This window comes from Thermomicrobiales bacterium (assembly GCA_041390825.1).
In the GTDB taxonomy this organism is placed as follows: Bacteria; Chloroflexota; Chloroflexia; order Thermomicrobiales; family UBA6265; genus JAMLHN01.
The window spans coordinates 1-15,655 of record JAWKPF010000056.1 but is presented as its reverse complement, the minus strand read 5'-3'; the positions used below and the strand labels follow the sequence as shown (position 1 = coordinate 15,655).

General features: G+C 64.0%; 10 protein-coding genes. 5 read left to right on the top strand and 5 right to left on the bottom strand.

Annotation, left to right across the window (positions count from 1 at the left end):
• Positions 1–52 precede the first annotated feature (52 nt).
• Positions 53–2,785: an SH3 domain-containing protein gene (locus R2855_19215; protein ID MEZ4533132.1), complete on the top strand. Its 2,733-nt coding sequence runs from the start codon at positions 53–55 to the stop codon at positions 2,783–2,785.
• A gap of 88 nt (positions 2,786–2,873) precedes the next feature.
• Here R2855_19215 and R2855_19210 read toward each other — a convergent pair whose 3' ends face one another.
• On the bottom strand, positions 2,874–3,605 hold the full coding sequence (locus tag R2855_19210; GenBank protein MEZ4533131.1) for a GNAT family protein: 732 nt from the start codon (positions 3,603–3,605) through the stop codon (positions 2,874–2,876).
• A 462-nt stretch (positions 3,606–4,067) separates the two neighbouring features.
• Positions 4,068–4,307, bottom strand: a complete 240-nt coding sequence (locus R2855_19205; protein ID MEZ4533130.1) for a hypothetical protein — start codon at positions 4,305–4,307, stop codon at positions 4,068–4,070.
• 803 nt (positions 4,308–5,110) lie between these two features.
• Between R2855_19205 and R2855_19200 the strand changes: the two genes are divergently transcribed.
• Together R2855_19200 and R2855_19195 are read left to right on the top strand one after the other, a co-directional pair.
• The gene (locus tag R2855_19200; protein MEZ4533129.1) at positions 5,111–5,782 is read left to right on the top strand and encodes a hypothetical protein; all 672 of its coding nucleotides are present in this window, start codon (positions 5,111–5,113) and stop codon (positions 5,780–5,782) included.
• 58 nt (positions 5,783–5,840) lie between these two features.
• Entirely contained in the window at positions 5,841–6,788 is a 948-nt protein-coding gene (locus tag R2855_19195) for an AEC family transporter (protein MEZ4533128.1), read from the top strand.
• On the opposite strand, the gene R2855_19190 is transcribed toward R2855_19195, so the two are convergent.
• On the bottom strand, positions 6,785–7,726 hold the full coding sequence (locus R2855_19190) for a P1 family peptidase (protein MEZ4533127.1): 942 nt from the start codon (positions 7,724–7,726) through the stop codon (positions 6,785–6,787). The genes R2855_19195 and R2855_19190 overlap by 4 nt on opposite strands.
• Before the next feature lie 501 nt (positions 7,727–8,227).
• Between R2855_19190 and R2855_19185 the strand changes: the two genes are divergently transcribed.
• Together R2855_19185 and R2855_19180 are read left to right on the top strand one after the other, a co-directional pair.
• Complete coding sequence (locus tag R2855_19185) at positions 8,228–10,519, top strand: DUF2298 domain-containing protein (GenBank protein MEZ4533126.1); 2,292 nt, start codon at positions 8,228–8,230, stop codon at positions 10,517–10,519.
• Between the two features lie 313 nt (positions 10,520–10,832).
• Positions 10,833–13,451: an SH3 domain-containing protein gene (locus R2855_19180; GenBank protein MEZ4533125.1), complete on the top strand. Its 2,619-nt coding sequence runs from the start codon at positions 10,833–10,835 to the stop codon at positions 13,449–13,451.
• Between the two features lie 210 nt (positions 13,452–13,661).
• Here the strand turns inward: R2855_19180 and R2855_19175 are convergent, their stop codons facing one another.
• Positions 13,662–15,023: an amidase gene (locus R2855_19175; GenBank protein MEZ4533124.1), complete on the bottom strand. Its 1,362-nt coding sequence runs from the start codon at positions 15,021–15,023 to the stop codon at positions 13,662–13,664.
• Positions 15,020–15,253: a hypothetical protein gene (locus tag R2855_19170; GenBank protein ID MEZ4533123.1), complete on the bottom strand. Its 234-nt coding sequence runs from the start codon at positions 15,251–15,253 to the stop codon at positions 15,020–15,022. The genes R2855_19175 and R2855_19170 overlap by 4 nt, the downstream gene beginning before the upstream one ends.
• Between the last annotated feature and the right edge of the window lie 402 nt (positions 15,254–15,655).

The window sequence follows — 15,655 nt, the reverse complement described above, 5'->3', positions numbered from 1 at the left end:
AATTGCGTGGTGCAGGCGTTCTTCCTGATGACCAATCGGGGAGGACTGTCCAATGCGTCGGTTGACTGCGTTTGGACTTGCGGTCTGGATGGCGGCCGCAAGTCTTTTTGTGTTGCCCGTCGAACAGGCCGTTGCGCAAGACGGCGCTGTACTCGGGGAAGCGCCCTATCTCGCTGATGGGATGGTGATCGCCGCAGCGGGCGACGACATCGTCCAGGCGGCAGCGGTTCCGGCAGTCGATATCTCCTCCAGATCGTCGTCCGCCGCGTTCTTCTACAGCTACTATGCCGCCCAACCGGCCATCGGCTGGACCGGATCGCAGGCCAGTTGCAATGCTGGCACCACGACGTCGGCCTTCAAAGCCGCCGTTATCGACCGGGTAGCGTTTTATCGCGCCATGGCAGGTGTGCCGTCGGGTATCGGACTCTCCGCCACCTCGAGCACATCCAACCAGCAAGCCGCGCTGATGTTCAGCCGCAACAACCAGCTCAGCCATTCTCCGCCATCGAACTGGGCGTGCTACACGTCGGCAGGAGCGCAAGCAGCCGGCAGTTCCAACATCGCGCTCGGCGCATACGGCGTTGGGGCGATCGACGCGTACATGAAGGATGCCGGGGGAGGCAACTCAGCCGCTGGTCACCGCCGCTGGATTCTCTACCCGCAGACGCAATCGTTCGGCACTGGCGACGTGCCGGCAAACGGCAGCTATGGGTCGGCCAACTCGCTTTGGGTGTGGGACTCGAACGTGACCGGCCCGCGCCCAAGCACGCGCGATGGCTATGTCGCCTGGCCGCCCCCCGGCTATGTGCCATATCAGGTCGTCTTTCCACGCTGGTCGTTCTCCTATCCGAACGCCAGTTTCGGTGGCGCATCGGTGAGCGTCACGCTGAACGGCTCCAGCGTGCCCGTCTCGATCGATTCTTCGACGGCCACCGGCTACGGGGAGAACACGATCGTCTTCCGGTTGAACGGCATGTCCGATTCTGGGTCCTGGGGCAATCCCGGCGCCGACAAGACATATGTCGTGCGCATTTCCGGTGTGATCGTTGGCGGCCAGAGCCGCACCTACCAGTACAACGTGACCGTGTTCGACCCGGCAAGTTCCGATCCTGGCACGGCTACGTCAACGGCAACGCCGACCCGTACCGCGACCCCCTCGGCGACTCCGACCTCGACGCCAACGCGGACGTCGACCTCCGTGGGCGCCACCGCGCCCGCCGCGACCTCGACGCGCACGCCAACCACGATTCCGGGCGGATATGCCGTCGGCGAGCAGTTCTCCCTTACGGCCAGCGTTAGCCTTCGCAGCGGCCCAGGAACCGGCTACTCCCGCATCGCGGTGGTGCCGAAAGGCACTGTTGGCACAGTCACTGGTGCTCCCGTCAGCGCCAACGGCTACACGTTCTATCCCGTAACCATCGATGGCTACGGGAGTGGCTGGATGGCGGGTGAGTACTTCGCGCGCGTCTCCGGACCCACGCCTTCCCAAACTGCCACCTCGACCGGCGCCACGGCAACGCCCACCGCAACGACCGCGGCCGCCACTGCCACCCGCACCGCCACCACCGCGGCCCCTACGGCGACGACCCAGTCCACCGCCACCGGCGTTCCCGGCGATTTTGTTGCCGGAGATACGGTGCGCACAACCGCGTCGGTGAACTTCCGATCCGGACCGTCCACCAGCTCCAGCGTGATCACCGTGGTGCCTTCGAATACCGTCGGTACGATCACCGGAAACGGCGTGGTCAGCGGGGCATACACCTACTACCCGCTCACAATTCCCGGTATCGGCTCTGGATGGATCGCGGGAAACTACCTGGCATTGGTGTCGTCCGGCGGTGCGCCGACTGAGACCGCCCCCGCCACAGCGACCAGCACCAGCGGATTCCCGGTCGGCACAACGGTCTACACCACCGCCGGCCTCAATATCCGCAGCGGCCCGGGAACTGGCTATTCCTCGCGCGGCATAGCGCCCAAGGGCACGTCGGCGATCGTAACCGGATCCCCGGTCATGAGCGGGTCGGTCAACTGGTATCCGCTCGATGTCACCGGCATCGGCGCGGGTTGGGCATCTGGCACCTATCTCTCGGCCAGTCCCACCGTCATGGGTCCGTGGTTGCCCACGGCAAGCGATCCGACGGACGAGCAGCCGTCCGGCGAACCCGATACGCCCACACCGACCTTCGTTGCAACGGAGACGCCGCCCAGCGAGACTCCGCTGCCAACAGCGACCGCGACGATCGTCGATGTCCTGACGCCCACGGAGGCCGCACCCGTCGAGGTACTGACGCCCACGGAGGCCATTCCGGCCGCTGAGACACCAACGGCCGAACCGCAAGTTTCCGGCCCTGAATTGCCAACCGAAACACCGGAGCTTGCACCTGCCCCGGAGGAGGCAATCTGGCTGCCGATCGCGCGCATCCAGCGCAGCCCAGATTCGGCTGCCGGTCAGGTCTTGGTCGATAACGACCCGGCCACCGTCTGGACAGCCAACGGGGCCGGTCAACCGCTCACGATGTTCGTGCTCGATCTGGGTCAGGTGAGCGGGTTCTCGCAAATCACCTGGCAGACTGGTGAGTCCGGGCAGAGCGGAACGCTCTATCTCTCGGTCTCGGTCGACAATGTCGAATGGACCGATCTCGACCCCACCGCAGCCTACGTCGACGAAAACGGCTGGATCGTGCTCGATGCGCCCGTCTCGGCGCAATACGTCCGCTTCGTCTTCGTGAACGATGCAGCCGCCGAATGGCTCGGAGGCATCGCCGAGGTGCGCATTCTGCCGTAGCGGCAGAAACTGCACGGGGCCCCGGAGCTTATCCGCTCCGGGGCCCCGCACCCAGGGCTCTGAACTCCGGACCCAGGGCTCAGAACCCCTACTCCTCCACCGGCCGATTGAGCTCGCTCAATTGCACCTTCTGCCGTCCCGACTCGTCGAAATTCTCAGGCGAGAGCCACTGCTCGAAGTTCGGGCGCAAGCGCGGCCATTCGCTATCCAGGATCGAGTACCAGGCCGTGTCCCGGTTGTGTCCCTTGACGATGAGATGTTGGTAGAACGTTCCCTCATAGCGGAAGCCGAGCCGATTGGCCGCCTTGCGCGAAGGAGCGTTGAGCGCATTGCATTTCCACTCCAGCCGTCGGTAGCCAAGCTCGGTCAGGGCGTAGTCCATCAGCAGATAGATGGCCTCGGTGGCCGCCGGTGTCTTCTGTAGCGGCGAACCGAACATGATGTGCCCGATCTCGATCGTTCCCGGCACGGGATGGATATTGAGGTAGCTGGCCATTCCGGTCGTGCGACCGGTCTTGCGGTCGCGGATGGCGTAGAACAGCGGATCGGTCGACGCCGCGCAACCGGCAATCCACTGATTGAACGACGGGAAGTCAGCAAACGGCCCTGCGGGAAGGTAGTCCCAAATATGTTCCTGGCCCGGCTGCCCGTGCGACGCGGCAAACAGATCGCTGGCGTGGCGCGCGGGGTCGAGCGGCTCGAGCGTGCAGTAGTCCCCATGGAGCACCTTGCGTTCAGGACGCAATCCCTTGTTGGGCGCCACCGGCTGACCCGACGGGGGCCAATCTCGCATCCGATCCTGTTCGTGCGTCGCTGACATGAACACCTCCCTCTCCCGCTGAAACCGGTACCCAGCTTCGCATGATACCGCCACCAGTCGCTTTCCCGCGTCGGCTGCCGAGCGGCCATCGTTGTCACAGCAGCGACAATCTCCAGAAACGACAAACGGAGCCAGGCTAGTCCCAGCTCCGTCTGCTTCATCTTAGTGGGATGCGGCGCATTTCACCATCGCCGCGTTGTTCTCGATTGGGCGCCGGGCTTGTCCATTACCCCGGCTGGAGTCATTACCAAATTCGGATGCTCGTCATTGGAACGAGCCGCATCGGGAAAAGGTTCCCGAAACACCGCTCGTCGCAGTGACGGACCCTCGTTCTCATTTCCGTCTGCCGCTGCCAACATCGCCGCTCCCCGACCAGAGAGCATTCGCCTATCGGCGAGGAATCGCAGCGGGACGCTGGATCGCGACGCGGCGCCGCGATCCAGCGCGGTTCGATGCGAGCCATTAGCGCGCAAGCTCGACTTCCATACCAGCCTCGTACTGGCGCGATGGGCGCGGAGCCGGCTGGATCTTGCCGCCGGCCGCGATCAGCGCCAGGCCAAGCGCGCGGCGCAGACTGCCAACGACACCAAACGAGTGGCGCTGAGCCGAGCTGCGAGCCTGCTTGATGCGCATCTGACGCTCGACATCGCGCTGCATTTCTTCGGCATTGAGTCGCATCATCCATGGGTGTTGCGGATGCATTGTGGTTCTACTCCTCTATCGATCCGGGCGCCACGCCCGGGTTCATCAGATGATTTGTCGTTTTGGCTCGTACCTCGCATGGGGGAGCCGATCTTCTGGTTTCGTGCGGCGCGTTGTGGCCGCTTTCCCTGCCCCACGCCTGGGGCGACACGATGTCGAATCATGAGGTTCCCTCCTGAACATGCCGGACGGTTGGGTCGAGCCGGCGCCGACTCGACATGCAGTCGCCTCACGGGCCAGGTGAGACGGGTTCGGTTTCGAATTTGGGGTACAAAAAACCCCGGGCGGCTTTGCCTACCCAAGGATCGTCTTGAACTGTCCGCGGAGCGCGCTAGCGCACGCGGGCGGCAGTCATCCCCGGATGGGCGAGATTCAGTTGGACGGCGATACCGCAATAGGAAACGTGCAGATTGCTATTGCTGGTCAATTGCTGCATGCGGTTCATCGGGTCGTCCTCCTTTCCAATCTCGAGCGCCTGTGGTTGGCGCAAACCCCCAAACGGGCAGTTATTTCAGAAGTTACCCGGCGCTCGTGCGCCGGGTGTGCAAACATCATTTCATGGAATCCGCCAGTTGTCAACTGGTTGTATGGGATCAAAACGAAGACGACACGAATCCCCGCACGTTACGTCTGCTTGCGCCCCGCGATGACGCCAGAGTGCGAGCGAATCGTCACGAACGGCTCAACTCCGAGTCCGCCGAAGAGCCCATCCTCCTGTTTCCGTGTTCGCCCCAACCAGCACCGACGGCCCTACAATGCCGAAGAGACGTTGCATGCCATCACTGCAGATTGGGAGCGAATCAATGGACGCTGCGCAAATCTATGCCGCTTCTATGCGTACTCGGCTCGATACCCTCGCGGTCGAGCAGCTTGCATCGATCGAACTCGCCGCGACCGCGGTCGCCGACGCGATCGGCAACGGTCATCGCGTCTGGATCGCGGAAACCAGCCACGGATTGCACGACGAAGGCACCTTTCGCGCTGGCGGCCTCATGGCCGTGCATCGATTGAGCGATCCGGTCGGCATCGAAGCCGGCGATGTCGTGATCATCCCGACCAATGCCGGAACGACGCATGCCACGGTCGATTTCGCCCTCATCGGCAATCAACGGGACGCCATCACCGTGGCGCTCACCCAGGTTGCATATGAACTCGATCCCCGCCTCACACCAGAACATGCCAGTGGCAAACGGCTTAGCGAAGTCGCCGCTATCGTCATCGATCTGGGAGGCCGCTATGGCGACACCGAACTCGACTTCTCCTGTGGCGCCCGCAGCTTTTCCGCCATTCCTGGTTCCGGACTGGCCGGCATGCTCGCCATGTGGATGATCTTCGCGCGCGCTATCGAACTGCTCTGCGAGCGCGGCACACCCCCGCTCATCTGGGACAGCATGCAGATGCCCGGCGTTCACGCCGAAAACCTGAAACGGTACGCCAGGTACCGCACATCCCGCATCGGCTACACCGCGGAGTAGCCGCGTTCGCGCATCTCAACTACTCGGCACGCTGGCTGGCGGTTGAGGGAGTTCGTTCATGTTCTCGACCATCATCAGCGCGTTGTTGCCAGTGGTGCTCACCATGATGCTCGGCTATCTGGCCGGGCGGCATCACGATTTCACCAGCGATCACGCCGCGGTGCTCAACCGCCTGGTCTTGCTCTATGCGCTACCGGCCGATCTCTTTGTTGGGATGGCAACCACCAGGCGATCGGAGCTGTTCGACGACCTCCCGCTCATCGTCACGGTCGTCTCCGCCATCATCATCAGCTTCGCGGTCACGTTCGTTTACTTCCATCGCATGCGGCGCAAAGATGCTGGCGCCTCCGCTCTCTACGCGCTTGCGGTGTCATCCCCATCGGTGGCGTTCGTGGGCAACAGCGTGCTGGGGTATCTCTATGGCGAACAGGACAGCGCCATTCCCATTAGCATCGCCACCCTGGCGATCAACCTCTGCCTCGTTCCGCTCTGTCTCGTGCTGCTCGATGCCCAGGCGTCCGCTGGCAATGCCCAGCATTTGGACGCGCGCACCCTGGGGAAAGGACTGTTGGCCGCCCTGAAGCAGCCGATGATCTGGGCGCCGATTCTGGGGCTGATCGTCTGCCTGGCGGACATCGACTTCCCCTCGTCGGTCGAGCGGTCGCTCGGGTTGCTCGGCGCGGCCACGGGCGGCGTGTCGATCTTCGCCGCCGGTGTGATCATGTATGCGCAGCATGTCACCTGGTCGCGCACCATTGGCGGGCTGACGATCGCGCGCAATCTGATCGTACCGGGCGCGGCGCTGCTGGCAATCACGCTGCTCGGCCGTGACAACAGCGCGCAACTCCAGGAAGCGGTCATCGCGCTGGCAATTCCGGTCGCGTCGTTAGTGGTCATCCTGGCCGTGCGCTACAAGACGGCCGAGCAGGAGATGGCCTCGGTGCTGCTCTATAGCACCCTCTTCTCCATCCCCACCTTGTCACTTTTCATTTGGCTGACCCGTTAGCGCCCCTCGGGTACACATGCCAATACCGCATCCCACGCGACTTCAGATGCGATCGTCGCCAGCGCCAGCTCGTGCAACGATCCTTCGACCGCATTCGTATTGACCGCGAACAGCACATCGCCATCGACCATCATGTGAAACGGCTGGATCGCACGCGCCATCGACGCATGCACCTGACGTGCAATCCGGCCGAGCGCCCCCGGATCGGGCAGCTTCTGATCGATGACCAACACCGTCAGAGTCGTGTTTGCGGACGGCCCTCCGCTCGTCACGCCGATCTTTGCCTCCAGGTCGGCCAACAGCGGCTCACGTTCTCCGGTCTCCGGGTTCCTGTGACCGCAGACGACCTTGCCGGTGCGATCGTGGATCGCGCCCACCGGGTTTGCGACCACAAAGACCGCCACCCGCGTCTCCCCGATTTGGCGAATCGCCGCCCCCTGACCCGATTGCTCCGCCCGGTCGAAGAGAAATCCTTTCCCTGCCGATGCCGACCGCCCCGCGCCCTGCGCGCCGATCGGAAACGCGCCCGCCTTGGCCGCGTGCCAGGCCGCATAGCCGAGCTCCGCATCGGGATGGATATAGTTGTCGCGCCCCCCGAAGTCGTAGATGACCGCGCCTGCCACCGAAGCCAGCGCGTCCCATTGCACATTCCCGCCGCGGGACTCCAGAATCGCCTGGTTCACCCCCGCCACCGCTTCGATCCCATAGACCGATCCGCCGGTGAGACAGATCGCGTCGGTGATGCCGAAATCACCCACCGCATAGGGCGCGCCACCACGCGCATCGATCAGCAGCTCGGCGGGCTCATCAAAGGCGAGCACGGTGCATCCCGTTGGCCCTTCCGCGTATTCCGCAATGCCGACCCGCAGCCCGGGAAAATCGAGCGCCACCGTCGCGCCATGTACCTCGGTATTCGGAGTGAGTCCTTGCCGCTTCATCTCGTCCTGTCTTCGAAAACGCGTTCGACCATCGATTTCGCGATTGTATCCGCCCCTTCGCGTCTTCCTGCTCCCCTTCCGCCGTCATCCCGACCGGAACGGAGAGCTCGCCCGGAGCGCAGCCGAATGGGGACCTCTCGTTCTCATTCGGCCCGTCCTCACATCCAGAGTGGCCGGCCGGGCAACAAGAGATTCCTCGACAAGCTCGGAATGACGATTTCTCCGTCATCCCGACTGAAGTGGAGAGCCTGCCCTGAGCGCAGCCGAAGGGGATCTCTTGTTCCCCGGTCACATGACTCCCTCTCGGAGAGCAGGTTTCAGCGCAACAAGAGATTCCTCGACAAGCTCGGAATGACGATTTCCACGCTCGGGATGACGGCTTCCACGCTCGGGATGACGGTTTGCGCGCCCGGAATGACGCGGGTGAAAACACAGAACGACGAGCCAGGACCCTGTCGCGGTAGCATTCACCGACTCTGACTGGGATATGGCGGGGGTGACGTGGATTATTCGGGCTGGTTCGGCGAAACGGTTCGCTGGTACATCGCGCTGGTGCTGATCACCTGGGGATTCGCGCCTGCGGTGCGCTGGCTGCTCGGTGGCCTGTCCGACAAGGGCGCTTCGGTCGCACGGCCGGCAGCGCTCCTCTTCGTCCTCTGGCCCACCTGGTTTCTCTCCGGCTCGGTCGAGCTCCCCTTCACCTCATGGGGCATCTGGATCACGCTCGCTATCGGGGCGGCGATCTGCTGGGGCTACGCCTGGAAACGCCAGTGGATCGAACGCGACTGGATCCGCACCCTGCTGATCGTGGAAGGGATCTCGCTGCTCACCTTTGCGGCCTACGCGCTCTTGCGCGGGTTCACGCCCCAGCTCGCCTACACCGAAAAGCCGATGGACATGATGTTCATGACCTCGAGCTACCGCACCGACGTCATTCCTCCGAACGACGCCTGGATGTCCGGTGAAACCATCAACTACTACTACCTCGGCTATCTCATCTACGGCACCCTCAGCCGCATCACCGGGATCACCACCTGGGTCGGCTACAACCTCGCCCTCATCACCACCGTTTCCATGTCGTTGGTGGCGGCTGGTGGCGCAGCCTACAACGTCGTCCGCCGGGGCATGTCCCCTCGCGCGGCCTGGGCAGCCGCGGTCCTCGGCGGGTTCTTCGTGGTCGTCGCCGGAAACATGCGCGCCGCGATCGAGTTCGTGCAGTCGCCCAGCGCCACCTGGAACCAGGGCTGGTGGGGCACCGTCGGCTGGGCATCGAGCCGCGTCGTCGTCGACGAAGGCCAGGCGTTTACCGAAACGATCAACGAGTTCCCCTGGTTCAGCTTCCTTCTGGGCGACTTCCACCCGCACGTGATGGCGCTCCCCTTCACCATCCTCGCCATCGTTCCCGCAATCTCAGCCATGCTCACCGGCACACCCGATCGGCCAGACCGTGCCGGTTGGGGCAAGCTGGTGGTTGCCGGCATGCTGGTCGGCGCGCTTTATCCGTTGAACAGTCTCGATTTCCCGACCTATCTCGTGCTCCTGGTCCTCGCCATCGCCATCACCGGCGGATGGAACCGGCGCTCGTTGGCGAAAGTTGCCGTCGTGACGATCGCCTCCCTGGGGGCGTGGCTCCCGTTCACCGTGCGGTTCGTCTCCTTCGCCGGGGGAGATACCAGTCAGCTCCCGTCATGGCTGCAGGACCTCCCGGTCGTGCCGCGGTTGCTCACCACGGTCGCGTTCTACGAACATGAGCGCACCTCCGCTGGTGAGTTCCTGACCGTCTTCGGGCTCTTCTGGTTCATCGCGCTCCTCTTTCTTGGTTTGCGGTTCTGGCAACGCTTTTCTGGCCAGGGACGGCCAGAAGTTCGCCGGTGGGTCATCGCGGCAGCGGTCCTGATCCTGCTGGTCTCCGTGGCGATTCCCATGCCGGTGCTCACGCTTGCCGGAGCGCCATTGGCCGTCAGCCTGTGGCTCGTCGAACGTGCCCGCCGCGATGGCACGCTGCGCGACGTCATTCCAGAGGGACTCTACGCCTGTGCCTTTGGGCTGATCCTGTTGACCGAGGTCTTCTACGTGCAGGACGCTTTCGACGGCCGCTTCAACACGCTGTTCAAGGTCTACTACCAGGTCTGGACGATGCTCGGAATCGCCGGAGCGATCGCAGTCGTGACCCTGTTCATCGAATTGCGTCCGTTCCCGGCCTTGCGCGTGGCGCTTGGGGTGGCCGCCGTGGCTGGGCTGTTGGTGGCCGTGGCCTATCCCATCATCGCCACGCAGCAGTGGACACGCGAATTCGGTCCCCGCGAATTCAGGGGGCTCAACAGCGCCGCCTTCATGGCGAACTTGAACCCCGACGATCTGGCGGCGATGCAGTGGCTCTACGACAACGCGCTGGACGACGATGTCATCATCGAGGCGCCCGGCTGCTCCTATCAGGTCAATGGCGGCATCCCCACCTCCGGAGTCGCCGCCATGACCGGCGTCCCGACCATCATCGGTTGGGGCGGTCATGAAAGCCAATGGCGCGCCGGACAACCAGAGTTGCTGGGCCAGATCGGCGTCCGACAAGGCGATGTCGCGGCCATTTACGCCGATCCCGCCAGCCCGCTCGTCGACCAATACGACGCGACCCTGCTCTACGTTGGCGGTTATGAGCGCAACGGCGCTCCCGGCTGCGACCTCGCCGGCCCCTACCCCTCAGCTGCTGGCCCAGACTTCCCCGGTCCCACCTGGGAGCCGGTCTTCACCAGCGGCGACACGGTCATCTATCGACGTGTCGCTTCGACCGGGTAACTTCGACGATTGTCGTTACCGGGCGACTGGACTGGACACCCCCTGGCCTGACATTCAGCATCAGGACATGCGATCGGCTTGCCACGCATGCGAGGCAAACCATTGGCTATGCTGATCTCCTGATCGGTCGATCGCGGATTCCGGAAAAGCACTCCACATCCTGATCGTTTCCTGATACGATGCCAGCGTCATTCACACGTCGGCATCTGGCATTGCCTTCCAACACCCGCTCCGCCAGCGCGCCAAACAACTCAAAGGGGCGGAGTCCACCCGCGTGCTCCGCTGGCATCATCGAACGAAGCGAGGTCGTCCCGTGGTCCGTCGCCTCATGTCCGTGCTGCTCACGTTTGCGTTGCTGTTGTCGGCGGCGCCTGCCGTTGTGTTCTCTCCCGTCAATGCCCAGGACGGTTCGCCCGTCGCGGTCGAAACCGAACCCGATCCGGACCCTCCGGTCGCTCCCCAGTCCGACGATCCGACAGCGACAACCGCTGCCGGCAATACCCCGGCGGGCGACTTCACAGGCGTCCCGATCTTCCCGCGCTCCGACGTCTACTTCAGCTACTACCGAATTCTCACTGGCGGTAACACGACGGTCATCGACGGCGGCAGCAGCTTCGACGCCGCAGGCTATCGGACAGACAACGCCAAGGTCATCACGATCGAAACATCGGCGGTGCAGGACGGCAGCTTCTACCTCTGCATCATCTTCGAGGCCGGCGCGTTCTCGAATCCCGCAGCAGTCGACCTGTTTCGCTACGACGGTGCGGCATGGGCCGTGATGACTGCGGTACGGGAAGGATCGACCGTCTGCGGATACACCAGCAGCTTCGGCGTCTTCGCTGTGGCCGAACCAGGCGCCGCTCCATCATCCACGGCGACCGATGTCCCCCCAACAGTGACGCCAACCGCCTCCCCAACCTTCACCATCGTTCCCCCAACCGAGACGGCCACCGCTTCCGCCACATCCACCGCGATTCCACCCACCGAAACGGCAACGGTTACTTCGACGGCAACTGCCATCCCGCCGACAGAGACTGCGACGGCCAGTTCGACAGCCACCTCGATCCCTCCGACCGACACGGCCACCGCTTCGTCGACTCCAGTTCCGCCAAGCGCCACACCAACCGCCTCCTCTACACCGACAACGATTCCGCCAAGTGCAACACCAACAGACACCGCTTCACCGACTTCGATTCCGCCGAGCGCAACGCCAACCGCCTCCGCGTCGTCGACTCCGATCCCGGCGAGTGCAACTCCAACAGTCTCTTCAACACCGACAACGATCCCGGCGAGCGCAACACCAACCGCCTCCGCGACTCAGACCGCTACTCCGCCCACCTCGACAGCCACCGAAACGCACCCGCCTTCGGCCACGGCATCCGCGACAACATTCATCCCCACGGAAACCGGCACACCGCCGGAGACTCCGACGGCGACCAGTTCGCCAAGCGCAACGTCGACCTCGACCGGCACCACCACAACAACCAGCACGCCGAGCTCAACACCATCGGCCACCATCGCACCCAACCCAATTCAGTACGCGCTGCCGAACGTCTACGTCACCTTTGGGCAGATCCCAACCTCGGGCACGACCACGGGCTCCGTACTCTCCAGTGGCGATGTGCCCATGCTGCCTGCCGCCTATGCCGCGAACAGCGCATGGTTCTTCGCCGTCAGCAGCACGGTCGTGCAAGCAGGCAACAAACGGCTATGTGTCGTCTTCGAAACCGCGTCCTACGCCAATCCTCTGAGTGTCGTGCTCTTGCAGCGCAACGGCGCAAGCTGGACGTTGCTCTCGGGTCAGGTGTTCGACTCGCTCCTCCCCGACCAGGGCACCCGCTGCGGCTACATCTCGTCGTTCGGGGATTTCGCGCTCGTCGAGCAGGCGGTTGCTACGGCAACTGCCACGTGGACACCCTCGAGCACTGCTTCGGCCACACGCACCTCCACCCCAAGCCCCACCTGGCCAGCAACGCACACCGCAACCGCGTCTCCGACTGCCACAGCCACGTCCACGACAGTGGCAACGTCGACCCCCTCTGCCACCGTGTCGCCCACCTCCTCGGCAAGCTCGACGGCTACCCGGACTGCCTTCCCGTCCGCCACCAACTCGAGCACACCCACGCTTGGCCCAGGTAGCTATCCAGTCGGAACGACACTTCGAACCACCGCGCGCGTCAATGTGCGCACCGGACCCGGCACGTCCTCACCCAGTCTCGGAGTCGTTGCCAGCGGCTCGATCGTGACCGTTACCGGATCATCGGCAAGCGCCGGGAACCTGATCTGGGTTCCGGTGACGACCTCGCTCGGCTCCGGATGGATCGCCGGCAACTATCTGGCGCCGGTCTCGACGGCCACTCCGACACGCACGCCAGTCCCGGCAACCGTCACCCGAACACCGGGCAACGCAACCGCAACGCGCACCGCCACGCGCACGCCGACCCTCGCGCCCGGCGGCTTCGCCACCGGCGAATCTGTCCGCACCACGGCTCGGGTCAATCTCCGTTCCGGCCCAAACGCCTCGTCCTCGATTCTGCGCGTCGTCCCGAGCAAGACGACTGGCGTCATCACCGGCCCAGGCGTGGTCAGCGGCGGGATGACCTTCTATCCAATTTCGATCAGCGGATATCCCGCAGGGTACATCGCCGGGCCGTACTTGCAACGGGTGACCGTTTCGGCGTCACCCACCCGCACATCGACCCCCACCGTCGCCGGCGTCACCATCCGCTACACCACCGCCAACGTGAACTTGCGCTCGGGACCCGGCACGAGCTACCGGCGCATCGCCACCATTCTCGAAGGCACCGCGGTCAACATCACGGGCACCCCGAGACGGGTCAACGGAACCGATTGGTACCCGGTCATCATCAACGGCGTCGGTTCCGGCTGGATCTCCGGCGCCTTCCTGGCACGCACCTACGAACCGGTGTAGTCCGGCTCGCTCACGGAGCGCTACGCCGTTTTCCAGGCCACGTAGCTGCGGTCTTCCAGAGAGAAACTCGGCAGGCACGGAGATCCGCAGCTACGGAAGGACGCCATCACCGCAGGAGACACCATCGCGTCTCAGCACCCAGTCCCACATCCAGGGCCAGACTCCGCCGCGTCTCAGGGCCCAGGACCCCGGACTCAGGACCCACCCCGGTCACTCCGGCTGCCGACGATGCCAATCGGTAGCCGACTGATACCGTCCCGCGATCTCCAACAACGTCCCTTCCTGTCCAGCACGCGCCATGAACTCCAGCCCGGTCGGGAGTCCGCGTTCGCCCAGGCCGTTCATCACCGAGATGGACGGAACGCCGCAAAGATTCCCCGCCGCGCCGAGTGACGGCCCCCGCTCTTTGCCAAACCAGGTGTCGAACCGGTCGCGCAGTGGAATCGCCACATACGGCATCGTTGGCGCCACAATCGCGTCATAGCCGGAGAGGAGCTCGTCCAGCAAGCGCATTGCCTTCCGACGAATGCGCAGCGCCCGCAGATAGTCCGTTGCTGGCAACGCCAATGCGTGATGCAAACCGGCGCGGTCCTCCGGCGCGGACAGCCCCTGACTCTCGCCTGAGACGATGAACTCCTCGAATGCCGACGCCGCTTCCGCCATCACGATCACACTCGCAGCCGCATCCCAGGGGATATCGGCCGGCAGCGAAACCTCTTCCAGCACTGCGAAATCGGAGAGCACATCGAGCGCAGCGGCGAAATTGGTGGCCACCTCGGGCTGCGCCTCGTCCGCCGATCCCGCCAGCACCCCCAATCTGAAGGGTGGGCGCGCCCGTTCCATTTCGGTCCATTCGACCCGTTCGGCAATCGCGTTCAGCACCAGCTCGCAATCGACCGCCGTGTGGCACATCGGCCCGATCTTGTCCATCGTCCAGGAAAGCGCCATGGCGCCGGATCGACTGACCGTTCCGTACGTCGGACGCAGACCCGTCAGGCCGTTGAACGACGAGGGACAGAGAATCGAGCCCCAGGTCTCGGTGCCGATGGCGAACGGCATACATCCAGCCGCCACGGCCGACCCGGATCCGCTGGACGATCCCCCCGCCCACGAATCCGCTCCCCAGGCGCACTTGCCCGGTCCGTTGAAAGCCGCATCCGGTTGCTCGTAACCGAACCCACCCGCGATTTCGACCATGGACAACTTGGCGCAGAGCACCGCGCCCGCTTCGTCCAGCAAGCGGATCACCTCGGCATCGCGGTCGAACTGCTGGTCGCGCATCGGCGCCGCGCCCCAACTGGTCGGGTAGTCAACGGTGGCCAGGAGATCCTTCGCGCCATAGGGAATCCCGTGCAACGGTCCCCGATCGACCCCGGCGGTCAGCTCGTCCTCCGCCTTGCGCGCCGCGGCCAGCGCTCGCTCGGGCGTGAGTGTTGCCACCGCGTTCAGGTTTCGGCCAACCGTGTCGAGCCGTTCCAGGAAATACATCGCCAGCTCGGTCGGCGTCACCGAACCGCTCCGGATGGCCGCACCCAGCTCGCCGATGGTGGCAAACGCCAGCGCATCGCTCATCGCTCACCTCCGGCGAATGGATCGAACGCGATTTCCGGCTCGTCGGCATTGCTCAATGGATAGCCGCGCAATGCAACGCCAAGCGCGATCGAACGAGCAATCCGGTTGCGCACCTGCTCCGTCTGCTCTTCAGTGAGCGGGTGCTCGATGCGCTGTTGGACCATCTCCAGCCGCGCGGCGACATCCATTGGAATTCCTTCGGTCTCCAAACGATCTACATCCTGGCGCATGCATTCTTCCTCGATCCGTCCGCCGGAAGCTGCCCAGCTGACCCAGTGTTCAGGCCGATTTCGGCAATCTCCCCGGAAACACAATCATCTCGTAACCAGATCTTCATCCTCATCTGGCAAAGTAGACCATGGCGGGAAACCCGTGCCCGCCGCCATCGCGACCGGAACCAACTGCATGCGCTCGTTTCTTCATCCAAATGCCCTGATGCTTGCGATCCTCGTTATCGCAGTCGTCGTGGCCGTCGTTTCGTAGCTCCCGTCCACAGACTGCCCATCCGGATCCCGAGCGTTCTCACCGCCGATCCACCTGTCAGCAACAACACACACTGGCGGTGTCCTGCCGCACAACAGCCGTATCGAATCCGGCACATCATAGGACCCAGGCAGTATCCCGAGCTCCTC